Here is a 23,470-nt window from a genome sequence, read left to right on the forward strand (position 1 = left end):
GATGAGCAATCTGATGAGCTGGTATCAGGGGCGGTCGCTGCGCGAGCGGCGGTTGATCCTGGTCATGCTGGCGCTGCTGGTGGTGACGATCCTGTGGGCCGGCGTGATCCGCCCGGTGCGCGACGGCCTGGCATTCAGCCGCGAGCGATATGCGACTGCCGTCGTTCGGCTGGGCGAGGTTCAGCGCGAGGTGGCGCAGGTGAAGGCGATTCAGCGCGCGCGGCCCAGCCCGATCCAAGGCCCGCTGCCCGATGCGATCCGCACGCGCGCCGACGAGGCAGGCTTTACGCTGACCACGCTGGAGCCGGACGGCAATGCCGTTCGCATCGCCACCGCCACCGCGAAGCCCGGCGCGCTGCTAGGCTGGATCGCCACGCTGGAAGCGGACGGGCTGCTGGTCGATGCGACCACGATCACCGGCAATGGCGACGGCACGGTATCGGCGACGATGACGCTGAGGGGGCGCGAGGCATGAGGCGTATCCGGCTGAAGACAGGACCCAACGCGCTGTTCCTCGCCATGTTCGTGGTGGCGTTGATCGTGTTCCTGCCGCTGCGGCTGGCGCTTGGCTGGTTCGGGCTGGCGGAGCAGGGGCTGACCGCGCGGTCGGTGAGCGGCAGCATCTGGTCCGGCCATTTGCGCGAGGCACGGTTCGGGCAGATCGCGCTGGGTGACCTGTCGGCCGGGGTGTCGCCGCTGCCGTTGCTGCTGGGGCGTGCGCAGGTCGTGCTGGATGGTGTCGCCGTGCCGCCGGCGCCGCGGCTCAGCGGGTCGATCGCGGTCAGCCGGCACAGCTTTGCCCTGGACGACATCACGGCAACGCTGCCGGTGGGAACGGCATTTCGCCCGGTTCCGGTGACGGTGCTGGATCTGGAGCAGGTCAGTGTGCGGTTCAGCGGCGACCAGTGCGAATCGGCCGAGGGACGGGTTCGCGCCACCCTTGCCGGCGACATCGGCGGATTGCCGGTGCCGGCGACGCTGACGGGCAATGCGCGCTGCGACGGCGGGGCGTTGATGCTGCCGCTGGTCAGTGCCGCCGGGAATGAGGGAAGCACCATCAGGCTGTGGCCGGACGGGCGGTACCGTGCCGAACTGACGCTGCAACCGAGCGATCCGGCGGCGGCGCTGCGTTTGCAGGCGGCCGGCTTCGTCCAGACCGACACGGGCATGGAACTGGCGATCGAGGGCAGGTTCTGAACGATCCATCCCGACGCCGCCGAGCGAGAGTTTTGAGGTCGGGGCGAGCCAAGTCCCTTGACGCCGCCAGCGCCCGGCCGTAGGGGCGCCCATTCTGACGGCGATCGTAGCTCAGTTGGTTAGAGCATCGGTTTGTGGTACCGAGGGTCGCGGGTTCAAGTCCCGTCGATCGCCCCATTTTCCCCCTCGCAATTTCCTCCTCGCCTTTTGGCGGTGGCAACATTATTGCGCCGGTCGACAATTTTCGTACGACCACCGGAGGGCTGAAATGACCGCGTGGGGCTTCCCCGATTTCGACGACCATGAGGGCGTCCATCTGTTCACTGACCCGGCATCGGGTCTGCGCGCGGTCATTGCCGTGCATTCGACGGCGCTTGGCCCGGCCGCGGGCGGCGTGCGCTTCTGGCATTATGCGACCGACGCTGCCGCGATCACCGACGCGCTGCGCCTGTCGCGCGGCATGAGCTTCAAGAACGCCATGGCCGGCCTTGCGCTGGGTGGCGGCAAGGGCGTGGTGCTGGCCGACAAGCCGGGTGCGACGATCACCGAGGAGCAGCTGCGCGCGTTCGGCCGCGCGACCGAATCGCTGGGTGGCCGCTATGTGACCGCCGAGGACGTAGGCATGTCCGAAGCGCGGATGAAGGTGATTTCCGAAGAAACGCGCTACGTGTCCGGCCTGCCGGTGGCGAGCGGGGCGGCGGGCGGCGACCCCGGGCCGTACACTGCGCTTGGCGTGTATCTCGGCGTGAAGGCCGCGGCGAAGCGCGGGCTGGGCGCGACCGACATGAAGGGCGTGCGCGTTGCCATCCAGGGTGTCGGTTCGGTCGGCGGCGGCCTCGCTCGCCTGCTGGCGGCCGATGGCGCGGTGCTGACGCTGGCTGACGTGAACGCCGATCGCGCCGCGGCGCTGGCGGCGGAGCTGGGTGCGACGACCGCGCCGGCCGAATCGATCCTGGCGTGCGACGTCGATCTCGTCAGCCCCAATGCGCTGGGCGCGGTGCTGACCGAGCAGTCGATCGCGGCGCTGAAGGTGAAGGTGGTGGCCGGTGGTGCGAACAACCAGCTCGCCACGCGCGAGGACGGCCGCCGCCTGCATGAGCGCGGCGTGCTGTTTGCGCCCGATTACGTCATCAACGCTGGCGGCATCATCAACGTCGGCCTGGAATATCTCGGGCAGGGTGACGAGGCCGAGGTGAAGGCGCGCATCGCCCGCATCCCGGACCGCCTGGTCGAGGTGTGGGACGAGAGCGACAGCAGCGGCGATCCCGCCGCCGACGTTGCCGACCGTATTGCGCGCCGCCTGATCGGCCGCGCCTGAGGTAACGGGTGGAGGCGGTCCTGGCTGCCTCCGCCGCTTTCCGGGCGCCGGCGTGTATCGCGGCGCCCGCCAGGCCGGCCCCGGGGCGATCAGCGCGCCGGGCCGATGCGTTCAAGCAGATGACGCGCCGCCAATTTCCCCATATGGGAAGCCCATCGTGCCTGCCCTTCACGCCCTCGCCAATCCTGCGCGCTTTCTGAAGATCGCCCGCCCGCTGACCCCCGTCCTGGGGTGGCTGGGTCTCGTGCTGATCGCGGTCGGCAGTTGGGCGGGGCTGACGCAGACGCCGCCCGATTACCTGCAGGGCGAGACCGTCCGCATCATGTACGTCCATGTGCCGTCGGCCTGGCTGGGCATGGGCGGATGGAGCGGCATCGCGATTTCCAGCATCGCCTATCTCGTCTGGCGCCACCCGCTGGCTGACGTGGCGGCGCGCGCGATCGCCCTGCCGGGTGCTGCCTTTGCCGCCATCTGCCTGCTGACCGGCGCGATCTGGGGCCGGCCGACCTGGGGCACGTACTGGCAGTGGGACGGGCGGCTGACGTCGATGCTGCTGCTGTTCTTCGTCTATCTCGGCTATATCGCGCTGGCGCGCGCGGATCGCGAGCGTGGCGGGGACGGGCGGATCGCGGCGCTGTTCGGCGTGGCGGGCACCATCCTGCTGCCGATCATCCGTTATTCGGTGGTGTGGTGGAACACGCTGCACCAGGGGCCGAGCATCGGTCTCACCCATTCGACGATCGACCTGTCGATCCTGTGGCCGCTGCCGATCATGCTGTTCGGGTTCTCCTTCCTGTTCGGCGCGGTGGTGCTGATGCGGATGCGCACGTTGCTGGCGGTCGCCAAGGCAGAGGCGCGGATGCGCCGGAAGGCACGCGCATGATCGCCTGGCCCTATGTCATTGCCGCTTATGCGGTCGCGCTGTCCGCGACGGCGGTGATCGTGCTCGTCAGCTGGCGCGCGATGCGCGAGGCGGAGAAGGGCGGCAAGTGAAGGCGAAGCATCAGCGATTGTGGCTGGCGGGCGCCGCGCTGCTGGCGATCACGCTGGCGGCGCTGCTCGCGCTGTCGGGGCTGCGTGACCAGGCGGCGTTCTTTTATGCGCCGTCCGACGTGACGCAGGAGGTGCTCGCCTCCGACCGCGCGGTGCGGCTGGGCGGCATGGTGGCGGCGGGATCGGTGGCGCGCGCCGCCGATGGCGTGACGATCCTGTTCACGGTCAGCGATGGTCGCGCGACGACCCCGGTGCAGTTCGCCGGAATTGTCCCCAACCTGTTCCGCGAGGGATCGGGCGTGGTGGCGGAGGGGCGTTTCCGCCCGGATGGATCGTTTGTCGCATCCAACCTACTCGCCAAGCATGACGAAAAGTACATGCCGCCTGAGCTGGCCGGGAAGATGCACGAGACGAAGAGCCTGGAGCCGTGAGCGGCTTCATCGGCCTGGCGCTGGTCGGTGCGCTGGTCTTTGGCGCGCTGGTGCTGCTTCGGCTGCCGCGGCTGCTGTGGTCGTTCGCGGGGGCGGCGCTGTTCCTGGGCGCGGCGGGCTATGCCTGGCAGGGGCGGCCGGGGCAGGCGGCGGCCCCGGCCAAGCCGCGAGTCGACGCGGTGCCGATCGAGCCCGAGGCGATCATGCTGCGCGAGCGGCTGATGGGCCGCTACACCGCCGACACCGCCTATATCGTCGCGTCGGACGCGATGCTGCGCGCGGGCGACAAGCGCGCCGCCGCGCAGGTCGTGCTCGGCGGGGTGCGGGCGTTGCCGCGCAGCTTCATCCTGTGGACTCAGCTGGGCAGCAACCTGGTGATGCTGGATGGCGACCAGATGTCGCCGGCAGCGAAGCTGGCGTTCGGGCGGGCGTTTCAACTGGCGCCCGAGCATCCGGCGCCGCCTTATCTTGCCGGCATCGCCTACGTCCGCGCCGGCGACCTGCCCGCCGCGCGGCGGATGCTGGCGCGCGCGGTGATCCTGTCGCCCGAAGGCATGGATTACCGCACCACCATCGCCAACCAGCTCAAGGTGCTGGATCAATATATCGCGGCGATGGAGCGTGGCGGGCGCTGACCCGTGCGGCGCGGTGCGGGTTGCGGCTGCGCAATGACCCTTATTTACCGCGCCCGGTTTTCTCCTGAAGCGAGTCGATCCGCTTTGACGCGTCGGCCTTGGTAAGTTCTTCCTCGAACGGCTCGCCGGCTTCCTCGCTCAACGTCTTCAGGTAACTTGCCTGCGCGCCAGTCATCGGCTCGTCGCCAGTGGTCCAGTCGTCCGGATCCTTTTCCGCGTTGGAGAAGGGTTCGCTCTTTGGGTTGGAGTCGCTCATGAAACTCTTCCTTTCAGGAGCAGCAACTCCTATGTTCTTGTAACGTTCCCGCTTGCGCTGCTGCGGGCAAGTGCTAGGCGCGCCGAGGCTTTGACAGGATGACGGTGGCTTTCTTCCCCTTGAACCTGGCGTCGGCGGCGCTTTGATGAGCCCGGCCTCCGGCGCAGCTGTGCCCCAAGCGCATGGCCACCATCACAGCGATTCGCTGCGCAAGCTGGCGCTGGGCGCGATCGGTGTCGTCTATGGCGATATCGGGACGAGCCCGCTGTATGCGATGAAGGAGGTGTTCGTCGGGCACCATCCCCTCGCCGTCGACCAACTGCATATCTTTGGCGTCGTCAGCCTCGTCTTCTGGTCGCTGGTGCTGATCGTCACGTGCAAATATGTGATGATCATCCTGCGCGCCGACAACAATGGCGAGGGCGGAAGCCTGGCGCTGCTGGCGCTGATCCAGCGGCGCAGCGGGGCGGGCAAACGGTGGGAGCCGGGGCTGGTCGTGCTGGGCGTGCTCGCCACCGCACTGTTCTTTGGCGACTGCATGATCACGCCGGCGATCTCGGTGCTATCGGCGGTGGAGGGACTGGCGACGGTCGAGCAGCGGTTCGACAGCTTCGTCATCCCGATTTCGGTCACGATCCTGATCGGGCTGTTCTACCTGCAATCGGTCGGCACCGCGCGGGTGGGGCGGCTGTTCGGGCCGATCATGACGATCTACTTCGTCACGCTTAGCGCACTTGGCCTGTACCATGTGGTGGCGCAGCCGGAGATCCTGCTGGCGCTTGATCCGCGCTGGGCGTTCCGTTTCGCCGCGGCCGACGGGATGCTGGCGTTCCTGGCGCTCGGCTCGGTCGTGCTGGCGGTGACCGGCGCCGAGGCGCTATACGCCGACATGGGGCATTTCGGGCGCAAGCCGATCGCTTATGCCTGGCTGTGGTTCGTGTTCCCGGCGCTGATGCTCAATTACCTGGGGCAGGGCGCGCTGATGCTGAGCGACCCAACGGCGGCGAAAAACCCGTTCTTCCTGATGGCGCCCGAGCAATGGCGCCTGCCGCTGGTGATCCTGGCCACCATGGCGACCGTCATCGCCAGCCAGGCAGTGATCACCGGCGCCTATTCGGTGGTGCAGCAGGCGGTGCAGCTGGGCCTGATGCCGCGCATCCGGATCGAACATACCAGCGCGTCGGCCGCGGGGCAGATCTACATCCCGTCGATCAACTGGGCGCTGCTGACGATGGTGCTGCTGCTGATCCTGGGCTTTCGCGAATCGTCCAACCTTGCGGCGGCCTATGGCATCGCGGTGACGGGGACGATGTTCATTTCCACCTGCATGGTCGCGGTGCTGATCCAGCGCGTCTGGCATTGGCCCTTGTGGGCGGTGGTGCCGTTCGTCGCGGTGTTCCTGTGCATCGACGGGCTGTATTTCTCATCCAACCTCACGAAGGTGCCCGACGGCGGCTGGTTCCCGCTGCTGGTGGCGATCATCGTCTTCGTGCTGCTGACCACCTGGGCCACGGGCCGCAAGCTGATGCTGGAACGGATGCGCGAGGGGGCGATGCCGATCAAGGTGTTCATCGGCTCCGCCGCGGGCAGCGCGACGCGGGTGCCGGGGACGGCGGTGTTCATGACCTCCACCCCCGAGGGCGTGCCGCACGCATTGCTCCACAACCTCAAGCACAATCGCGTGCTGCACGAGCGCGTAATCCTGCTGACGGTGAAGGTCAGCGACATGCCCTATGTCGCCGAAGAGTCGCGGTTCGAGCACAAGGCGCTGGGCGAGGGGTTCCACCGCGTGATCCTACGCTACGGCTTCATGGAATCGCCGGACATCCCTGCGGCGCTCAAATCGTTTGACGAATGCGGTGGCGAGTTCCGCATGATGGAGACCAGCTTCTTCCTGTCGCGACAGACGCTGCTGCCTTCCGCCCGGCCGGGCATGGCGATCTGGCGGGAGAAGCTGTTCGCCTGGATGCTGCGCAACGCCGAAAGCGCGATGGAATTCTTCCGCCTGCCGACCAACCGCGTGGTCGAGCTGGGCAGCCAGATCGAGATTTGAGCGAGCCCGCGCCCACCCAGCCGCCGGGCCCGCTTGCGGCGCCGATCATCATCGCTGCCGTGTTCGGCAAAGCGGACCAGGCATGGTTCGATCAACAGCGCGCGGCGCACTTTCCGCCGGAGCGTAACGTTCTCGCCGCGCACCTGACGATGTTCCACCATCTGCCGCCCAGCATGGCGGCAGAGGTGAAGCAGCGGCTCATCGCGGAGACACGGGGCGTGCCCGCGCCGGCCGCACGCGTGGAAGCGCCATTCTCGCTCGGGCGCGGCGTCGCCTACCGGATCGCCAGCGACGAGCTGTGGGCGATCCGTGCGCGGCTCGCGGATGGCTTTGCCGGCGTCCTGACGCCGCAGGACCAGGCCGGATGGCGCCCCCACGTGACGGTGCAGAACAAGGTGGAGCCGGCGGTTGCGCGCGCGCTGCTGGCGCAATTGCAGGGCGGGTTCCGGCCGCGCGCGGTACAGATCACGGGACTGGCGGCCTATTGGTATCGGGGCGGCCCGTGGGAGTTGTTGTCGCGGCACATGTTCAGCGCTTGACGCCCCGCGAACCCCTGCTATAGCCCGCGCCTCGCGAGCGGTACTTGCCCCTTCACGAAGGCGCGGCGGAGTAGCTCAGCTGGTTAGAGCACGGGAATCATAATCCTGGGGTCGGGGGTTCAAGTCCCTCCTCCGCTACCACTCGCGACGTATATGAGGTTGGTGATCTGCTTCGCTCGCTAGTGGATTGCCTATCTTCATTCGAGACAAGTTCAAGGCGTGGCTGCGAATACTTCCCCAGTCGAGACTGGGATCTCACTAAGCTCTATGGCGCGGGCTCAATTGCAGACGGAATGCAAGCCTACTATCAGTTTAGGTGGGAACGATCTGATGATAATTCGTTCATATGAATTATCTCAAGATAGTATATGTCAAATAGGCTATCACATAAACTCCAGCGAGTAGTACCGCGCACCCAGCGGTATGAATTGAATGGTTAAGATCGGTGGCGTTGCGTTCGGCCAAAGCTGCGTTCTTGACGATTTGACCGTTTATAGTGCGCGCCTGCTCTATTCGTGCCTGCCTAAAGTCTCGTGTTCTTCCGCTTTCCCAATGCTCGGGTAGCCAGTTCTGGGGAAGGTTACCAGGCATGCTGTATTTGCGTGGACGAACCGCCCGCACGGCGTAGTATCCTGAGATGGCCATGAGAATGGCGCCCGCCCCGGAAATTGCTGCAAGCGGTAGTTGTTTTCCGTCGATCGCAAGACTTGCGCTTCCGCCAATCGACGCAATTGCGATCGTAAGAACAAAGCCGGCCCAAGTGAGTGCACGTTGATCCGAGGCTGTGGCTACGCTGAGCTGTGCGGCCATCATCAGCTCGCCCTCCCTGACAACCTCCTTAAGGATGTCGTCGTCGAACTCTCTAAGCCCGTCGAGGCTCTTGAACTGATCCATGACATCTTCATACGTTGTGTCATGGCACGACCACCAGACGATCAATCGCGTAAGAAGAATGATTGGGCACGGCCCGCACCGCCGCCGCCGCCGCCGCCACCCCCGCCGCCACCCTCGCCTAAGAAGTAAGCGTACAGTGGAAGTTCGAGCCGCTCGCCACACGGCTCCGCCATCAGGTTCAAAAACATTCGAGCGGGGACACAGGAAGGTTGGCACCGCGCAGAGCGGTGCGCGTGCGTTGCTTGCCGTCGAACATGAGGGAGCCGGGGCGGCGCATTGCTGCGGCCGCCCGGCTGATTGTCAGTTGGTGACGGGTACGCCGAACAGGTCGTGTTCGTCGGCGTCCTCGATCGTGACTCGCACGATGTCGCCTTCGTTGAGGTGGCCGGCGTCGCGCAGGTGGACTTCGCCGTCGATTTCCGGCGCGTCGGCATAGGAGCGGCCGGTGGCGCCCTCATCGCCCACCGCGTCGATGATGACGTCGAAGCTGCGACCGATCTTCGCCTGGAGCTTCGCCGCGCTGATCGCTGCCGTCTTCTCCATGATGCGGGCGTAGCGTTCTTCCTTCACCTCCTCTGGCACCGGGTTGGGCAGCGCATTGGCGCTGGCGCCCTCGACGGGCTCGAAGCGGAAGGCGCCGACGCGGTCGAGCTGCGCCTCGTCGAGCCATTCGAGGAGATATTCGAAGTCCGCCTCGGTCTCGCCCGGGAAGCCGACGACGAAGGTCGATCGGATAGCGATATCGGGGCAGATCTCGCGCCAGCCGCGCAGCCGGGCGAGCACCTTGGCGTCGTTCGCCGGGCGCTTCATCGCACGCAGCACGTTGGGCGCGGCATGCTGGAACGGAATGTCGAGATAGGGGAGCACCAGCCCCTCCGCCATCAGCGGGATGACCTGATCCACGTGCGGGTAGGGATAGACATAGTGCAGGCGGACCCAGGGCGCGATGCGGCCCAGTTCGCGCGCCAGATCGGTCATGTGCGCACGCACGTCGCGTGGCGCTTGCCCGGAAAGCGGCCCGCCGCTCTTCACCGGGTAGCTGGCATGGCGCAGGTCGAGTCCGTAGGCGGAGGTATCCTGGCTGATCACCAGCAGCTCGCGCGTGCCGGCGGCGACCAGTTTTTCCGCCTCGCGCAGGATCGCGTCGGGGCGCCGGCTGACCAGGTCGCCGCGCAATGACGGGATGATGCAGAAGGAGCAGCGGTGGTTGCAGCCCTCCGAAATCTTAAGATAGCTGTAGTGACGCGGGGTCAGCTTCAGCCCGGCATCGGGGATTAGATCGATATAGGGCGACAGGTTCGCGGGCGCCGCCTCATGCACCGCCTCCACCACCTGCTCATATTCATGCGCGCCGGTGATCGCGAGGACGTTGGGGAAGCGGGCACGGATGACATCGGCTTCCTTGCCCATGCAACCGGTGACGATGACGCGGCCGTTCTCCGCGATCGCTTCGCCGATCGCCTCCAGGCTTTCCTCCTTCGCCGAATCGAGAAAGCCGCAGGTGTTGACGAGCACGACGTCAGCGCCGGCATAGTCGGGCGACATCTGATAGCCGTCTGCGCGCAGCTGGGTGAGGATACGTTCGCTGTCGACCAGGTTCTTGGGACAGCCGAGCGACACCATGCCCACGCGGGGCGGTGAGGGAAGACGCGTTGCCATGAGTGGTGGCGCACATAATGTGCAATGCACCATTTTGCCATATCTGCGCCGCTATGCGCGTTGAAAGGCTGGCCTTATCGCGGGACAGCGCAGGCAAGATGGGGACAAGATGATGCTGGCGATCGGGCTGATGTCCGGCACGTCGCTCGACGGGATCGATGCGGCGCTGATCGAAACGGACGGCGAGGCGATGGTGAGGGCGGTCGCATTCCGTGGTGAGCCTTATTCGGACACGGCGCGCGCGCAGCTTGCCGCGGCGACCGCGTTGGCGCTGACGTTCGACCGGCCACGCGCCAACCCCGACATGGTGGCGGCGGCGGAGCTGATCACGCGGACGCACGTGCTGGCGGCGCAGAAGCTGCTGCGCGACGCAGGGCTGAGCGCCGCCGATGTCGACGTGATCGGTTTTCACGGGCAGACCGTGGCGCATCGCCCCGATCGTGGCTGGACGTGGCAGATCGGCGACGGACAGGCACTGGCGGATGCCACCGGGATCGTCACGATCGCCGATCTGAGGAGCGCGGACGTGGCAGCGGGCGGGCAGGGCGCGCCGCTGCTGCCGATCTATCACGCCGCGCTGACTGCCGGACTGCCGCGGCCGCTGGCGGTGCTGAACCTGGGCGGGGTCGCCAACATCACCTGGATCGGCGCGGACGGCGAGCTGGTGGCATTCGACACCGGCCCCGCGAACGGGCTGATCGACAGTTGGGTCGAGCAGGAGACGGGGGCGCGGTTCGACGCCGATGGCGCGCTGGCGGCGAGCGGGCGCGTCGACGAGGCGATCCTTAACGCGATGCTGGACCATCCGTTCTTCGGGCAACCGGCGCCCAAGTCGCTCGATCGCAACGATTTCACCGTGCAGCCGGTGCGCGGGCTGGGGGCGGCCGATGGTGCGGCCACGTTGACGGCGTTCACCGCAGCGACGGTGACGGAAGCGCTGTCGCACCTGCCCGAGCGGCCGCTTCGCCTGCTGGTGGCGGGCGGCGGGCGGCACAATCCGGTGATGCTGCGGATGATTGCGGAGCGGACCGGCCTGGTGCCGGAGCCGGTCGATGCCTTGGGGTGGAACGGCGACGCGATGGAGGCGGAAGGCTTCGCCTATATGGCGGTGCGTATGCTGCGCGACCTGCCGATCTCCTTCCCCGGAACGACCGGCGTACCCGCGCCCATGACCGGTGGGGTGCGGCACGACCCGGCGAGCGCGAGCGCCGGCTGATCGGCGGGACGGCAAGCCCCGCCAATTCGATCAGCGCTCGACCGTCACCGTCGAGGGGTGATGGCGGTCGAGGTGGCGCCTGATCGTCTTCAGATTGCGGGTGTTGGAACGATAGAAGAAATCCGCGGCGTCGCCGACGAACGGGACGATGCCCAGCAACGTGTCAAAGCCGACGCGCGCGCCCATCCGCGCGAGCTGAAGCCGGCTCATCCCGAGGTTGCGCGCTTCCCATACGATCCACGCGCCGAGCGCCGCAGCCACCGCATCGCCGACCACGGGGATGAGGCCGAGGAAGAAGTCCAGCCCCACCTTGCGGTTCATGCCGGGGACGTCGACCACGCCCTCCAGCAGGCGCTCCATCGCCCCGATCCGGCGCCTGACGGACTCGGGATCGCGCCCGAGCGGCAGCGTCGCGGCGAACGCCATGGGCGAATTGGGATCGGCTTTGATCATGATGATATCAATTGGGGGCGCGGCGCAGCAGGTTCAACGGGTGCCACGCGCGGTCGTTGGGCTGCCACGCGCGCAGCCGCTGCGCCACCAGCGCCCAGCGGAACGGCCGGGCGAGCGGGATGAAGGCGACGTCCGCGGCGAGCGCCTCGTCCGCGGCGGCAAGCTCGCGCGCGCGGATCGCCAGCGTTGGCGCGACTCGCGCCGCCTCGATCGCGACGGCGGCGCGTTCGTCACACGGCTGGCAGGCCTGGTCCACGTACCAGCGGGCGCTGTCATAGGGGGCGACCAGATCGACCAGCCGCAGGTCCGCGTCGTCAGTGGCGCTCACGCGGACCGGGCGCACCCCGATCGCGAACAGATCCGCCGCCAGCCGCGCCCACAGCAGCGTGCCACCCGAGCCGCCGGGTAGGGCCAGGCGCAGCGTCGGGACGGGATTTCCCGCCTCGCGCCATGCGCTGACGCGGGCCTGCGCGGTGGCCACCCGGTCGGCCGGGCGAACCGCCTGCCAGGCCCCGTGGGCAGGCGGCGCGGCTGAATCGAGCGCGGCCGGCAGCAGGTCCTCCGCCGGGCGCCAATCCTGGCTGAAGCTGCGGGTAAGCGCGGTGCGGTCAATCGCCATGGCGATGGCGGCGCGATTCTCAGGCAGCGCCAGGAAACCCTCCCGCCGGCTGACGGCCAGCCCGAAGACGCCGGCCGCCGGATCGACGCGGATGTTGACCTGCGCCACGCTGGCCGCGGCGACCAGCGGCCATTCGGACAGTCGCCCGCCGGCGAACAGATCGGACTTGCGCTCCGCGAAGCGGGCGATGCCCGCAGCAGGACGCTCGGCCACCAGCAGAACGTCGTCCTCGGGCACTGGCTCGTGCTGTTCGTCGGCGGCGCGGTTCGGGTCCGGACGCGGGGTGAGGCGCGTGACATTGCCGGCCTGGCGCACGATCCGCATCGGGCCGCTGCCGATCGCGCGGGCGGGGTCGACCAAGGTCATCTCCGGCTGGGCGAACAGCTTCAGCAGATCGGGGCGGGGGCGCGACAATTCGACCTGGATGACCTGGGGCGTCATCTCCACCACCGAATCGACCGCGGTGAGATAGTCGGCGAGCGGGTTGCGCGCGCGCTGCTGCAGCCGGCTGCGCAGGATGGTGACGATCTCTGCCGCGCGGACCGGCCGCCCGTTGGTCCATGTCATCTCGCGCAGGCGGAAGATGTAGGTGCGCCCTTCGTCCGTGACGATCCAGCGTTCGGCAATGCCGGGTTCGATCTGCCCGGCGGCGTCGAACCGGACCAGCCCCTGCGCTGCGGCATCGGCCAGCAGAAGCCCGGCGAGGTCGTCCGGTGCCGGGATCACCGGGCTCAGGCGCGGCGCGGTGCCGGCAGCGCTGACGATCACCGCGCCGACATCGGGCCGACGCTCACAGGCCGTAGTGGCCAGGAGCAGGGAGAGAGCGATGGTGCGGACGGCGGGACTCGAACCCGCACGCCCCTGAGGGCAGAAGATTTTAAGTCTCCGGCGTCTACCGGTTCCGCCACGTCCGCGCATCACGCCCGACGAAAAGCGGCAGGGAAGCGCCGCCGTCAAGCGTTACACGTTCAAGCGAACGCGCATTTCCTTGCCAGGCTTGAAATATGGGACGCGCTTGGCGGTCACTTCGACCACCTCGCCAGTGCGCGGGTTGCGCCCGGTACGCGCGTCGCGGGCCCGCGTCGAGAAGGCGCCGAAGCCGCGCAGCTCGACCCGGCCGTTCTCCGCCAGGCGGCGCACGATCTCGTCAAAGAACGTGGAGACGATCGCCTCGACCTCGCGCAGGGAGAGGCTCGGGTTGGCCTCTGCCAGATGCTGCACCAGTTCCGATCGGATCATCTGTCCCGTCCTTGATCTGCCCGTGGCCGTCGCCGGCTTCGATTCACCTTAATACAGATAAAGCTCTATCAGAATAGGGCCGAAACGAAAGTTTAATTATTACGCCCGTGAAACGACAAGGGGCCGGGCGGCATGTGCCACCCAACCCCCCTTTCGGTAATCCTGGGATGCAGGATTACTGCTTGTTCTGACGAGCCTTGAGCGCTTCGCCCAGGATGTCGCCGAGCGAGGCACCCGAGTCGGACGAGCCGTACTGCGCCACAGCCTGCTTCTCCTCGGAGATCTGCATCGCCTTGACCGAGAAGGTCGGCTTCTTCGAACGATCGAAGCCGGTGACCATCGCGTCGAACTTCTGGCCGACCTGGAAACGCTCCGGACGCTGCTCGTCGCGGTCGCGGCCGAGATCGGTGCGCTTGATGAAGCCGGTCGCGCCATCGTCGCCCGCCTGAACCTCGAGGCCCGCGTCGCGGACTTCCAGAACGGTGACGGTGACGACCTGGTTCTTCGACAGGCGATCGCCAGCGGTGGCACCGCCCACGACCGGTGCGCCACGCTCCAGCTGCTTCATGCCGAGGCTGATGCGCTCCTTCTCCGGATCGACGTCGAGCACGATCGCCTGAACGGTCTCACCCTTGCGGTGCAGGTTGAGCGCGTCCTCACCCGACACGCCCCAGGCGATGTCGGACATGTGGACCATGCCATCGACGTCGTTGTCGAGACCGATGAACAGGCCGAACTCGGTCGAGTTCTTGACTTCGCCCTCGACGGTCGAACCGACCGGATGCTCGGCGGCGAAACGCTCCCACGGGTTCTGCTGTGCCTGCTTCAGGCCCAGCGAGATGCGGCGCTTGTCGGCATCGACCTCGAGCACCACCACGTCGACTTCCTGCGAGGTCGACACGATCTTGCCCGGGTGGACGTTCTTCTTGGTCCACGACATTTCGCTGACGTGCACCAGGCCTTCGATGCCCGGCTCCAGTTCGACGAACGCACCATATTCGGTGATGTTCGTGACGCGGCCCGACAGCTTCGCGCCGACCGGATACTTGACCGACGCACCATCCCACGGATCGCTCTCGAGCTGCTTCATGCCCAGCGAGATGCGCTGCGTGTCCTTGTTGATGCGGATGATCTGCACCTTCACCGTGTCGCCGATGTTGATCATCTCCGACGGGTGCTGGACGCGCTTGTAGGAGAGGTCGGTGACGTGCAGCAGACCGTCGATGCCGCCCAGGTCCACGAAGGCGCCGTAATCGGTGATGTTCTTCACCACGCCTTCGATGATCTGACCCTCGGCCAGGCTCTGGATCAGGCCCGAACGCTGCTCGGCGCGGGTCTCTTCCAGAACGGCGCGACGCGACACGACGATGTTGCCGCGCTTGCGGTCCATCTTCAGGATCTGGAACGGCTGCGGGATGTCCATCAGCGGCGTGACGTCACGCACCGGACGGATATCGACCTGCGAACCCGGAAGGAAGGCCACGGCGCCGTTCAGGTCGACGGTGAAGCCACCCTTCACGCGGCCGAAGATCACGCCCTCGACGCGCGCGGTCTTGGCGAATTCGGTCTCCAGCTTGTCCCATGCAGCTTCGCGGCGTGCGCGGTCGCGCGACAGCATCGCTTCGCCATGCATGTTCTCGACGCGGTCGACGTACACTTCGACTTCGTCGCCGACCTTCAGCTCGGCCTTCTGGCCCGGCGCCGGCGCGAATTCGCGCAGCGGCACGCGGCCTTCGCTCTTCAGGCCGACGTCGATGACGGCGAGGTCATTCTCGATGCCAGTGACGGTGCCGAGCACCACGCGGCCCTCGAAGCTGTCGGCGCCGCCGAACATGTCATCGAGCATCGCCGCGAAATCGTCCCGCGTGGGAGCTGCCGTTGAGGCCATAAAATCGTTCGTCCTAGTCAGTTCGTTTCCGGCCAAGCGGTTGGTTCCGCTGGTCTTGGCCATCGTTGCCGCGGCAGCCGCATGCCGTCGCAGCATCCGTGCAACCGGGGTGGGAAGGGCCAAGACGCACGAAATGCGAAAAGGGCGCTGGAGTGCTCCTCCGCGCCATGCCTCCACGAACCCAGGTTCGCCGGACGGTGCGCCATACTGCAAAGGACGGCCGGGAGCAAGGTTGGCGTAGCACCGGCGTGGGAGCAAGGTGGGGCGGAAAGGCGGGGCAATTTTGCGAGGCGCTCACCGCGCCGCCGACCAACCCCTGGCCCCGAGTCGTCAGCTCTCCTTGCGGCGCCGCGCCTCGACCAGGGCGATCGCCTTTTCGATCGACGCTTCGATCGACAGGAAGCTGGTGTCGAGCAGTGCCGCGTCATTGGCGGGCACCAGGGGGGCGGTCGAGCGGGAGCTGTCGCGCGTGTCGCGCGCGCGGATGTCGGCGAGCACCTGGTCGAAGCTGACCGATGCGCCGTGGGAAATCAGTTCATTGTGGCGGCGGCGAGCGCGGATCGTAGGCGTTGCGCGGATGAACAGCTTGGCATCGGCGTCGGGCGCGATGACGGTGCCGATGTCACGCCCGTCGAGAACGGCGCCGCCCTCCTGATGTGCGAACCTTTTCTGCCGCTGGAGCAGTGCGGCGCGAACCAGCGGATGCGCGGAGACGACGGAGGCGAGCTTGCCGATCTCCTCCTCGCGCAGCACCGGATCGGCGAGGGTCAGTTCGTCGAAGTCGCACGCGGCGACGGCATCGGCCTCACGCGTCGGATCAAGCTCCAGCCGGCGCACCGTGGCGGCGACCGCGCGGTACAGCAGGCCGGTGTCGAGATGCGGGAGATTATAGTGACGCGCCAGTGCCTTGGCGATCGTGCCCTTGCCCGATGCGGCGGGGCCATCAACGGCGATGATCATACCCGGGGTCATGCCAGCGCGTCCTGCCGCGCCAGCCACGCCCGCAGCATGCCGATCGTTTCCGCCGGGCGGTCATTGAACAGGCCGTGCGCGGCACCCGGCACCACGCCGAAGCCGGCCCCCGGGACGCGCGCGGCAAAGGCGCCGACCGTCACCGGCCGCGCCTCATCATACTGACCGCAAAGGAACAAGGTACGCTTCCCCTCCAGCTTGGCGAGCAACGGTTCGCCGTCATAATCCTTGAGCGTGCCGGTCGAGACGAACTCGCTCGCACCCCACATCGCGCGGTAAAGGCCTGCGTTGAAGCCGCGACCCTGCCCCGTGTAGGCCTTGATATCAGGTGCCGGCGGCTCGCGCCGGTTGAACGCCGCATAGAATGCACGGGTCGGCTCGTCGCAGCTGGGCGGCGGGGCGGGCAGGGTGAGCGCGCCGCAGCGACGCAGCTCCTCCTGGATGGGGGCGGGCAGTTCGCCGATCAGCGCGCGCGCATCGGCCAGCCAGCTGCGGGTCGAGATCAGCGGGCTGGCGAGCACCAGCCCGGCGAGCGCCGCCGGCCGGCGGGCGCCATATTCGAGCGCGATCGTTCCGCCCCAGCTTGCGCCGAGCATGTGCCAGCGAGCGACACCCAGCGCGGCGCGGATCGCCTTCAGCTCATCTACGAAGCGCGAGACGCGCCAGTTGGCAGGGTTGTTGGGGTGATCGGAGCGGCCGGAATCGAGCTGGTCGTAGAGGATCACCGCCCGCTCGCCAGCGAGCGCGAGCGCTTCGAGGAAGCTCGCGTGCGTTCCCCCGGGGCCGCCATGGGCCATGATGATCGGCGCGCGCGCGCCGGCGAGGTCGCCATCGACGCGGACATAGACGCGCCCGCCCTCGACCGGGACCATCAGCTCGCGCGTCGGCCGCGCGAGATCTCGCGCCCGCGCGGGGCCGGCACCGGCCAGCGCGACGCCCGCCAGGCTGGCACCGCCAGCGATCAGCGCGCGGCGGTCGATCAATGAGGCGCCGGTCGGCCTCCTGTTTGGCCCCCTGTGCAGGCCCGTGCTCAGGCCCATGTGACGCGGCCGCCAAGCTGGGTCAGCAGATCGAAGAAGCTGGGGAAGCTGGTGGCGACGGGGCTCGCGTCGTCGATCGCGACCGGCTGCGCGGCGTGGAGGCCGGCCACCGCCATGCTCATCGCGATGCGATGGTCGAGCCGCGAGGCAACCGTGCCGCCGCCGGGGATCGGGTCGCCGCCCGTCCCCTCGATCGTCAGCCCGTCCTTATGCTCCTCGCAGGGGACGCCATTGGCCTCCAGTGCGGCCTTCATCACCGCGATGCGATCCGATTCCTTGACGCGCAGCTCGTCCGCGCCACGCGCGATCGTCCGGCCGCTGGCAAAGGCCGCGGCGACGAACAGCACGGGATATTCGTCGATCATCGACGGCGCGACATCATGCGGCACCTCGATCCCCGACAGCGCGGCGTGGCGCACCCGCAGGTCGGCGACCGGCTCGCCGCCGACGACGCGCGGATCCTGTTCGACGATGTCCGCGCCCATCAGGCGAAGCACGGTGACAAGGCCGGCGCGGGTCGGGTTCAAGCCGACGTTCTCGATCACCACGTCGCTGCCCGGGACGATCGACGCGGCGACCATCCAGAAGGCGGCGGAGGAGGGGTCGCCCGGCACGACGATCGACTGTGGGCGAAGCTCCGCCTCGCCCGTGAGCGAGATGATGCGCCCTTCATCGCTCTCCTCGACGCTGATCTCCGCGCCAAATCCGGCCAGCATCCGCTCGCTATGATCGCGCGTCGGCACCGGTTCGATGACGCGCGTGATGCCGGGCGTGTTGAGGCCGGCCAGCAGCAAGGCGGACTTCACCTGCGCCGAGGCGACCGGCAGGCGATAGGTGATCGGCACCGCAGGGCACAGGCCGCGCACCATCAGCGGCAGCCGGCCGCCCGGCGAGGCGGTGAACTCCGCGCCCATCGTCGAGAGCGGATCGATGACGCGGTTCATGGGCCGCGTTGACAGCGACGCGTCGCCGGTGAAGGTGGCGGTGATCGGATGGCTGGCGACCAGCCCCATCAGGAGGCGCGTCGAGGTGCCCGAATTGCCCATCTCGAGCGCGGCCTGTGGCTGGAGCAGCCCACCGACGCCGACGCCGTTGATCCGCCAGATTGCGTCATCGCCGCGTACGATGGTGGCGCCCATCGCGCGCATCGCGGCGGCAGTGGCGAGCACGTCCTCCCCTTCCAGCAGTCCCTCAACCTGGCTTTCGCCAACCGCCAGCGCGGAGAGCATCAGCGCACGGTGGCTGATCGACTTGTCGCCTGGGACGCGAATGCGGCCGGCGAGGCGAGGGGCCGAATGAACGGAGACGGGACGGGGATCAGGGTGCGCCATTGCGCGCCGCGCCTTGCCAGCGGGGTTGCGCTATGGCAAGGCGCGCGCCACTTCACAGGTCAATACCTGCTGAACCAATTTTCCGAAAGGCAAGAGACGGCATGATCAAGCCGGAATGGGGCACGAAGCGGACGTGTCCGAAATGCGCGACGCGTTTTTACGACCTGCAGAAGGACGAGCCGGTCACGTGCATCGAATGCGGCTACGCATGGGAGCCGGAGCCGATCCTCAAGTCCAAGCAGCCGATGCCGTTCGAGGCGGCGAAGTCCGAGAAGGCAGCCGACAGCGATCTCGCTGGCGATGACGATACGGACCTGGTCGAGAACGAGGACGAAGAGCCCAACGCTGACGACGAAGTCGATCTGGGCGGTGACGACGATCTGGGCGTGGAAGCGCCGACCGACGACGACGACAACAACTGATCGTCTGAAGAAAAATAGGCTGGCAGGCGGCTTTCTTCAAAAGGCCGCTTGCCAAGTCTGAAGCGCCCCGTTAGTGGGCGCCTTCCCAACGGAATGGGGCCGTAGCTCAGCTGGGAGAGCGTCGCAATGGCATTGCGAAGGTCAGGGGTTCGATCCCCCTCGGCTCCACCATTTCCACCACATTACGATCCATCCACCAGCGCGTGATCGCGCGGTGAGGCGCACTTGCGAGCCACACGGCTGCAGCGTGCCGCGGCGGCTAAACCGTCGCCATCCCATCGGAACGGTCACGATCCAGGTTCGTGCGAGCGTCAGTCCGCCAAGACGGCACCGTCGTGCGCGATCCGTGCCGGCCATTATCGATCGGGTTCACGCAACCGCGCCAAAAAGTGTGCCGACGCGGTCAGCGCCGGCACCGAGGCGGGGAGTTAACGTTTCATGCCGGCACGCTGCTGCGCCATGGCACGGCGGACGGCGGCGACGAAATTATTGCCCGGGGTTGCACGACAAGCGTCCACCACGACTGGCACGACGCTGGCGACGCCGTCGACGGTGACCGACGGATCGGACATCTTTCCCTTCGGGCCATAATTCGCGGCAAAGACGACGGCCTGCGGGCGATAATTGACGTCCACGAGGTTGAAGTCGCGGCAGGTGATCGTCTCCATCTTCTTGTTCACCTTGAACACGTCGATGTAGGTCATGCCGTCCTTCTGCGGCACCTGGGCCTGCCGTTCGATCTGGGGCGTCGTCTGGGCCGAACCGGTGGTAGCTGCGCAGGCGGCCAGGATTGCCCCCGCGATTACAAAGCTTCGCGTCATTGGAAACTCCTTCGAGTAGGGCAGCACGGGTTGAACGCTGTCCGGAAACCAGAGTTCAGCGGATCAGCGCCGAGGTCTAGTGAGGGGATGCACGGATGGCTCGGGTGGCCGTGGCCATTACAGGGCACGACGACAGGTGCTGCCGCCACGCGGCTGGGCAGGCGGCTAGCGCAGCTCAAAGAATTCCTGATGGAAGCGGGACGCCGGAAAGCCGTTGGCGATCATGCCGCCGCGCATCGCATCCCCGAAGGCGGCGGGGCCGCAGAACCAGACATCGGCACATCGCCAGTCGGGCACCATTTCCTCAAGGCGTGGACCCGTCAGCTGCGGGTCGGGCGGGGTGACGAGCAGGTGCAGCCGCACGCCGGTGCGATCGACCAGCTCGGACAGACGATGCAGCAGTGCATCGTCGCGCATCCTGGTGGAATAGATCAGGTCGACGCTGGCTGGCCGATCCTCATCCGCCAGCCATTCGAGCCCGGCGACGAAGGGGGCGATGCCGATCCCGCCGGCGATCCACAACTGGCGGCGGCCGGAATCGAAATCGAACCGGCCATAGGGCCCCTCGATCGTGACGGTCTGTCCGGGAAACAGGCGGTCGGGCAGCGCCTTGGTATAATCGCCCAGCCCCTTGATGCCGAAGCGGAGACGACCGTCATGGCGCCAGGCAGAGGCGATCGAAAAGGGGTGCGCGCCCTCCCGGTCGCCAAAGTCGACAAAGGCGAACTGGCCGGCAAGATGCCCGGGCCAGGCAGTCGTGAGGCGGACGACCACCTCGGTCACGTTGCTGTCACGATAATGCTCGACCGCCTCGATCGTACCCGTCGCACGGCGCGATTTGCCGATGCGGTGGAACAGCGATGCCATGGCCGCGACCGATGCGGCGGCCATCAGCACGCTCAGGAAAGGCCCGATCGGCGCCGCCCAATAGGTGCGCCCCATGAGGATCGTGGCGTGGAACACCAGCACGAGAAAGACGACCGAGAGCAGCCGGTGGGTGGTGAAGAACAGCCGATAGGGAAAGCGTTTCCACAAGGCGATCAGCACCAGCGCGATCATCAGGTACAGCGCAGGCTCCGCCACGCTGACCGCGGCGCCATGCCAGTCGCGGAACGGGTCGAAGCCGGCCGGTACTGCGGCGCCGCTTCGTGGGCGGCGCACGGGTGCTTCCAGCCAACCCCAACGCACAAAATTGCGCGGCAGGATCTCGATCAACCAATGGATGATCGCGACGATCGTCGCCGCGATCCCGAACCATTTGTGCAGGCGGTAGTATTTATCCAGCCCACCCAGGAAGCCTTCGATCTGGACGGGGCGCGCGGCCAGGATCAACCCGACGGACATGAGCCCGATCGCCACCAGCCCGGTGTAATTGATCAGCGTATGGCGAACCCCCCAGAAGCCGCCGGAGCCTGGGGTGCGCATCATGCTGAAGGCCCACAGGATGCTCAGCAACAGCGGTACGGCGACAAACGCGAGCACGATCCGCGCGCGATGCGCCATCTCCTGTCCTCCGCTCCCGTTGGCTTTTTGTCCTATGTGCGGATCACAGGGAATGACAGGCCGTGCGCGCGGGTGCGCTCAGCAATCTTACGGAGGGGCGACCGTCAGCGCGCGTCTCCGGCCGCAGTGCGCAGGCTGCGCAAGGTGATTGACCAGCGGGTTTCCTCCATCGCGGCGATGCTATGTTCCCAGTCGTCGCGTGCCATGCCGCTGAGGTGATAGGCGCCGCGCGGCGCCAGCGGCACGGTGACGCGGGAGAATTTCGCGCCTGCCCGGCGACGAAAGCGCATCGCGGCCGGCGCGCCGAGCGAGATGCCGAGCACATGGCCGAAGGCAGGCCGGTCGCGATGCCAGCCGATGCCAGCGCCGGGATCGTAGCGGATGAGGAGCGCCTGGACGAGATCAGTGGCTGCAATGCCGGCAAAGGCGGCGGCCCGGTCGCGGATCGGAATCAGCCAGTCGGGAAAGGGCACCCCCGGCTCCAGCCGACCGCGATCGAAATCATAATGCCAGCCAAAGGAGCTGGTCAGCCGCTTGCCGGTCCAGCCTTGGAAGCGGAATGGCGCGAGCGCCGTCGCATCGATCGCGGCGATCAGTTGCTGCTCCTCCGCTGCCGTGACCAGATCGCTGGTGGTGGACAGGCCGGGAAGGGCAGGCTGCGCAGGCATGGCAGGCAGGTCTAACAGCATGTCCATGGCCATCATTGTGCCCCGGCGTCGCGCGGCGCGACTTCATGGCCGAACACGCTGCGGCCGCCGTAGGCGTGCGACTGGCGGCGTTCCTCGGCGATGAATGCCTCGACTGACGGGCCGCGCGCACGCGCCTCGAGCCGGCGTGCCTGTCGATCGAGGCGGCGGAGCGCGGCGCTTTTCTCATCCTGCCCGAGCCGTGCGGCCGTGACGGCCGCCTTCATCACGCCGATCGTCTGATCATAAACGTGCGTCGGCACCGGGAAGGGGTGGCCGTCCTTGCCGCCATGCGCCAGACTGAAGCGTGCCGGATCGCTGAACCGACAGGGTGCGCCGTGCACGACCTCCGCCACCATCGCGAGCGCGCGGACGGTACGCGCACCGATGCCGGGGATCAGCAGCAGCTCCGGGAAGTCCGCCGGCCCGCGCTCAGCCGCAGCGGCAAGCGCACCATGGAGGCGGCGGGTGACGACGTTCTCCGACCTGACATCGTGATGGGCCGGCATCGCGAGATGCGGCAGCATCGCCTGCGGATCGGGCGGCGCGGGTCGGTGGCCGCCCGCTTCCGGATCGATGTCGCGGAGCAGCCCGACAACGCCGTCCGGGCCCTCATCACGCAGCAGCGACAGTTGCCGGTCGCGGGAGGCGGCGGCGCGGGTGTCTGCCAGGTTCACGATTCGCCCGCGGCTGTTCCCCTCGATTGCGGCATGGGGCGCATCGAGGAAGCTTTCCATCCCTTCCGACAGCCAGTGGTAACGCCGGGCCTGACGGCGATCGCCATTCATCCCCTGCTGGATGACCACCCAGCGCCCGTCGTCGCCGACGATGAAGCCGTGAAGATAGAGATCGAACCCGTCCTGCACCGCCGCGCTGTCCACCTTGGCGACCAGCCGGCTGGCGCGGGCAAGCGCGTCGCCGTCGATACCGACGCGCGCACCCACCGCGGCGAGTTCCGCCGGCGTGGCGCGGCTATGGCGGCCGCGCCCGCCGCAGACGTGGAGGCCAAGATCGCCCGCGCGCGGCGCCAGCCCCCGCTTCAGCGCGCCGAGCACGCTGGTGGTGATGCCGGAGGAATGCCAGTCCATCCCCATCACCGCGCCAAAGGATTGGAACCAGAAGGGGTGGGCCAGCCGGCGGAGGAATTCGTCGCGCCCGTATTCGATTACGATCGCCTCTGCGATTACCGCGCCCAGTCGCGCCATCCGCTGCCCCAGCCACGCAGGCACGCGGCCGCCATGCAGCGGCAGATCGGCACTGCCCGCGCGCCGCGCCATCAGCGGTGATCCGCCATGAGCGCGCGGT

General features: G+C 67.5%; 24 protein-coding genes and 4 tRNA genes. 13 read left to right on the forward strand and 15 right to left on the reverse strand.

Annotated elements, in window-relative coordinates:
- The first annotated feature begins 1 nt into the window (after window position 1).
- The 7 genes from ACH0BU_RS04980 to ACH0BU_RS05010 all read left to right on the forward strand — a co-directional run bounded on the left by ACH0BU_RS04980 (window position 2) and on the right by ACH0BU_RS05010 (window position 4,574).
- Window positions 2–475, forward strand: coding sequence for a type II secretion system protein M (locus ACH0BU_RS04980; protein WP_500263837.1), 474 nt, complete (start codon window positions 2–4; stop codon window positions 473–475).
- Entirely contained in the window at window positions 472–1,197 is a 726-nt protein-coding gene (gene gspN, locus ACH0BU_RS04985; RefSeq protein ID WP_125944846.1) for a type II secretion system protein N, read from the forward strand. Before ACH0BU_RS04980 ends, gspN begins: the two co-directional genes overlap by 4 nt.
- A gap of 100 nt (window positions 1,198–1,297) precedes the next feature.
- Window positions 1,298–1,374: transfer RNA gene (locus ACH0BU_RS04990), tRNA-His, on the forward strand.
- Window positions 1,375–1,465: 91 nt separating this feature from the next.
- Window positions 1,466–2,515, forward strand: coding sequence for a Glu/Leu/Phe/Val dehydrogenase family protein (locus ACH0BU_RS04995; protein ID WP_136452285.1), 1,050 nt, complete (start codon window positions 1,466–1,468; stop codon window positions 2,513–2,515).
- 157 nt (window positions 2,516–2,672) lie between these two features.
- Window positions 2,673–3,398, forward strand: coding sequence for a heme ABC transporter permease CcmC (gene ccmC / locus ACH0BU_RS05000; protein WP_296218889.1), 726 nt, complete (start codon window positions 2,673–2,675; stop codon window positions 3,396–3,398).
- Between the two features lie 106 nt (window positions 3,399–3,504).
- Complete coding sequence (ccmE, locus tag ACH0BU_RS05005) at window positions 3,505–3,939, forward strand: cytochrome c maturation protein CcmE (RefSeq protein ID WP_125944843.1); 435 nt, start codon at window positions 3,505–3,507, stop codon at window positions 3,937–3,939.
- Window positions 3,936–4,574 carry a tetratricopeptide repeat protein gene (locus tag ACH0BU_RS05010; RefSeq protein WP_500263838.1) on the forward strand — a complete coding sequence of 213 codons (639 nt, stop codon included), beginning with the start codon at window positions 3,936–3,938 and terminating at the stop codon, window positions 4,572–4,574. Before ccmE ends, ACH0BU_RS05010 begins: the two co-directional genes overlap by 4 nt.
- A 40-nt stretch (window positions 4,575–4,614) precedes the next feature.
- On the opposite strand, the gene ACH0BU_RS05015 is transcribed toward ACH0BU_RS05010, so the two are convergent.
- On the reverse strand, window positions 4,615–4,830 hold the full coding sequence (locus ACH0BU_RS05015; protein ID WP_296218887.1) for a DUF3072 domain-containing protein: 216 nt from the start codon (window positions 4,828–4,830) through the stop codon (window positions 4,615–4,617).
- A 145-nt stretch (window positions 4,831–4,975) separates the two neighbouring features.
- On the opposite strand from ACH0BU_RS05015, the gene ACH0BU_RS05020 reads away from it, so the two are divergent.
- The 3 genes from ACH0BU_RS05020 to ACH0BU_RS05030 all read left to right on the forward strand — a co-directional run bounded on the left by ACH0BU_RS05020 (window position 4,976) and on the right by ACH0BU_RS05030 (window position 7,563).
- Window positions 4,976–6,883: a potassium transporter Kup gene (locus ACH0BU_RS05020; RefSeq protein ID WP_296218886.1), complete on the forward strand. Its 1,908-nt coding sequence runs from the start codon at window positions 4,976–4,978 to the stop codon at window positions 6,881–6,883.
- Window positions 6,880–7,422: a 2'-5' RNA ligase family protein gene (locus ACH0BU_RS05025; RefSeq protein WP_125944840.1), complete on the forward strand. Its 543-nt coding sequence runs from the start codon at window positions 6,880–6,882 to the stop codon at window positions 7,420–7,422. Before ACH0BU_RS05020 ends, ACH0BU_RS05025 begins: the two co-directional genes overlap by 4 nt.
- A gap of 64 nt (window positions 7,423–7,486) precedes the next feature.
- Window positions 7,487–7,563, forward strand: a tRNA-Met gene (locus ACH0BU_RS05030).
- Between the two features lie 210 nt (window positions 7,564–7,773).
- Here the strand turns inward: ACH0BU_RS05030 and ACH0BU_RS05035 are convergent.
- A complete protein-coding gene (locus ACH0BU_RS05035; protein WP_125944839.1) occupies window positions 7,774–8,316 on the reverse strand; it encodes a Pycsar system effector family protein in 543 nt (180 codons plus the stop codon).
- 300 nt (window positions 8,317–8,616) lie between these two features.
- Window positions 8,617–9,975: a 30S ribosomal protein S12 methylthiotransferase RimO gene (gene rimO / locus ACH0BU_RS05040; protein WP_296221095.1), complete on the reverse strand. Its 1,359-nt coding sequence runs from the start codon at window positions 9,973–9,975 to the stop codon at window positions 8,617–8,619.
- A gap of 112 nt (window positions 9,976–10,087) precedes the next feature.
- Between rimO and ACH0BU_RS05045 the strand changes: the two genes are divergently transcribed.
- Entirely contained in the window at window positions 10,088–11,191 is a 1,104-nt protein-coding gene (locus ACH0BU_RS05045; protein WP_296221107.1) for an anhydro-N-acetylmuramic acid kinase, read from the forward strand.
- A gap of 30 nt (window positions 11,192–11,221) precedes the next feature.
- Here the strand turns inward: ACH0BU_RS05045 and ACH0BU_RS05050 are convergent, their stop codons facing one another.
- The 8 genes from ACH0BU_RS05050 to aroA all read right to left on the reverse strand — a co-directional run bounded on the left by ACH0BU_RS05050 (window position 11,222) and on the right by aroA (window position 18,733).
- Complete coding sequence (locus ACH0BU_RS05050; RefSeq protein ID WP_296221098.1) at window positions 11,222–11,644, reverse strand: DUF4112 domain-containing protein; 423 nt, start codon at window positions 11,642–11,644, stop codon at window positions 11,222–11,224.
- A 7-nt stretch (window positions 11,645–11,651) separates the two neighbouring features.
- The gene (locus tag ACH0BU_RS05055; protein ID WP_500263839.1) at window positions 11,652–13,031 is read right to left on the reverse strand and encodes an ABC transporter substrate-binding protein; all 1,380 of its coding nucleotides are present in this window, start codon (window positions 13,029–13,031) and stop codon (window positions 11,652–11,654) included.
- Between the two features lie 59 nt (window positions 13,032–13,090).
- Window positions 13,091–13,177, reverse strand: a tRNA-Leu gene (locus ACH0BU_RS05060).
- Between the two features lie 46 nt (window positions 13,178–13,223).
- Window positions 13,224–13,502: an integration host factor subunit beta gene (locus ACH0BU_RS05065; protein WP_046411477.1), complete on the reverse strand. Its 279-nt coding sequence runs from the start codon at window positions 13,500–13,502 to the stop codon at window positions 13,224–13,226.
- Window positions 13,503–13,677: 175 nt separating this feature from the next.
- Window positions 13,678–15,390 (reverse strand): 30S ribosomal protein S1, encoded by a 1,713-nt coding sequence (gene rpsA, locus ACH0BU_RS05070; RefSeq protein ID WP_046411993.1) that lies wholly within the window; start codon window positions 15,388–15,390, stop codon window positions 13,678–13,680.
- 330 nt (window positions 15,391–15,720) lie between these two features.
- Entirely contained in the window at window positions 15,721–16,350 is a 630-nt protein-coding gene (gene cmk, locus ACH0BU_RS05075) for a (d)CMP kinase (RefSeq protein ID WP_145120388.1), read from the reverse strand.
- 8 nt (window positions 16,351–16,358) lie between these two features.
- Window positions 16,359–17,345, reverse strand: a complete 987-nt coding sequence (locus ACH0BU_RS05080; RefSeq protein WP_500263840.1) for an alpha/beta fold hydrolase — start codon at window positions 17,343–17,345, stop codon at window positions 16,359–16,361.
- A 47-nt stretch (window positions 17,346–17,392) separates the two neighbouring features.
- Window positions 17,393–18,733, reverse strand: a complete 1,341-nt coding sequence (gene aroA, locus ACH0BU_RS05085) for a 3-phosphoshikimate 1-carboxyvinyltransferase (protein ID WP_296221104.1) — start codon at window positions 18,731–18,733, stop codon at window positions 17,393–17,395.
- 101 nt (window positions 18,734–18,834) lie between these two features.
- Between aroA and ACH0BU_RS05090 the strand changes: the two genes are divergently transcribed.
- Window positions 18,835–19,155, forward strand: a complete 321-nt coding sequence (locus ACH0BU_RS05090) for a TIGR02300 family protein (protein WP_046411472.1) — start codon at window positions 18,835–18,837, stop codon at window positions 19,153–19,155.
- Between the two features lie 95 nt (window positions 19,156–19,250).
- Window positions 19,251–19,326: transfer RNA gene (locus ACH0BU_RS05095), tRNA-Ala, on the forward strand.
- Window positions 19,327–19,583: 257 nt separating this feature from the next.
- Here the strand turns inward: ACH0BU_RS05095 and ACH0BU_RS05100 are convergent.
- From ACH0BU_RS05100 to ACH0BU_RS05115, 4 genes are all read right to left on the reverse strand, one after another.
- Window positions 19,584–19,976: an HdeA/HdeB family chaperone gene (locus tag ACH0BU_RS05100; protein ID WP_046411989.1), complete on the reverse strand. Its 393-nt coding sequence runs from the start codon at window positions 19,974–19,976 to the stop codon at window positions 19,584–19,586.
- 165 nt (window positions 19,977–20,141) lie between these two features.
- On the reverse strand, window positions 20,142–21,479 hold the full coding sequence (locus ACH0BU_RS05105; protein WP_500263841.1) for a ferredoxin reductase family protein: 1,338 nt from the start codon (window positions 21,477–21,479) through the stop codon (window positions 20,142–20,144).
- A 104-nt stretch (window positions 21,480–21,583) separates the two neighbouring features.
- Window positions 21,584–22,174, reverse strand: a complete 591-nt coding sequence (locus tag ACH0BU_RS05110; protein WP_500263842.1) for an alpha-ketoglutarate-dependent dioxygenase AlkB — start codon at window positions 22,172–22,174, stop codon at window positions 21,584–21,586.
- Window positions 22,175–22,179: 5 nt separating this feature from the next.
- On the reverse strand, window positions 22,180–23,442 hold the full coding sequence (locus ACH0BU_RS05115; RefSeq protein WP_500263843.1) for a DUF763 domain-containing protein: 1,263 nt from the start codon (window positions 23,440–23,442) through the stop codon (window positions 22,180–22,182).
- Window positions 23,443–23,470 lie beyond the last annotated feature (28 nt).

Origin of the sequence: Sphingomonas olei (genome assembly GCF_045369765.1) — a bacterium.
GTDB lineage: Bacteria > Pseudomonadota > Alphaproteobacteria > Sphingomonadales > Sphingomonadaceae > Sphingomonas > Sphingomonas panaciterrae.

Coding starts and splice junctions, on each gene's coding strand:
- cmk (WP_145120388.1), bottom strand. CDS start 16,350: ATGATCATCGCCGTTGATGGCCCCGCCGCATCGGGCAAGGGCACGATC.
- ACH0BU_RS05090 (WP_046411472.1), top strand. CDS start 18,835: ATGATCAAGCCGGAATGGGGCACGAAGCGGACGTGTCCGAAATGCGCG.
- ACH0BU_RS05050 (WP_296221098.1), bottom strand. CDS start 11,644: ATGATCAAAGCCGATCCCAATTCGCCCATGGCGTTCGCCGCGACGCTG.
- ACH0BU_RS05100 (WP_046411989.1), bottom strand. CDS start 19,976: ATGACGCGAAGCTTTGTAATCGCGGGGGCAATCCTGGCCGCCTGCGCA.
- gspN (WP_125944846.1), top strand. CDS start 472: ATGAGGCGTATCCGGCTGAAGACAGGACCCAACGCGCTGTTCCTCGCC.
- ACH0BU_RS04980 (WP_500263837.1), top strand. CDS start 2: ATGAGCAATCTGATGAGCTGGTATCAGGGGCGGTCGCTGCGCGAGCGG.
- ACH0BU_RS05115 (WP_500263843.1), bottom strand. CDS start 23,442: ATGGCGCGGCGCGCGGGCAGTGCCGATCTGCCGCTGCATGGCGGCCGC.
- ACH0BU_RS04995 (WP_136452285.1), top strand. CDS start 1,466: ATGACCGCGTGGGGCTTCCCCGATTTCGACGACCATGAGGGCGTCCAT.
- ACH0BU_RS05065 (WP_046411477.1), bottom strand. CDS start 13,502: ATGATCCGATCGGAACTGGTGCAGCATCTGGCAGAGGCCAACCCGAGC.
- ACH0BU_RS05105 (WP_500263841.1), bottom strand. CDS start 21,479: ATGGCGCATCGCGCGCGGATCGTGCTCGCGTTTGTCGCCGTACCGCTG.
- ACH0BU_RS05015 (WP_296218887.1), bottom strand. CDS start 4,830: ATGAGCGACTCCAACCCAAAGAGCGAACCCTTCTCCAACGCGGAAAAG.
- ACH0BU_RS05035 (WP_125944839.1), bottom strand. CDS start 8,316: ATGGATCAGTTCAAGAGCCTCGACGGGCTTAGAGAGTTCGACGACGAC.
- ACH0BU_RS05045 (WP_296221107.1), top strand. CDS start 10,088: ATGCTGGCGATCGGGCTGATGTCCGGCACGTCGCTCGACGGGATCGAT.
- rimO (WP_296221095.1), bottom strand. CDS start 9,975: ATGGCAACGCGTCTTCCCTCACCGCCCCGCGTGGGCATGGTGTCGCTC.
- ACH0BU_RS05110 (WP_500263842.1), bottom strand. CDS start 22,174: ATGGACATGCTGTTAGACCTGCCTGCCATGCCTGCGCAGCCTGCCCTT.
- aroA (WP_296221104.1), bottom strand. CDS start 18,733: ATGGCGCACCCTGATCCCCGTCCCGTCTCCGTTCATTCGGCCCCTCGC.
- ACH0BU_RS05020 (WP_296218886.1), top strand. CDS start 4,976: ATGAGCCCGGCCTCCGGCGCAGCTGTGCCCCAAGCGCATGGCCACCAT.
- rpsA (WP_046411993.1), bottom strand. CDS start 15,390: ATGGCCTCAACGGCAGCTCCCACGCGGGACGATTTCGCGGCGATGCTC.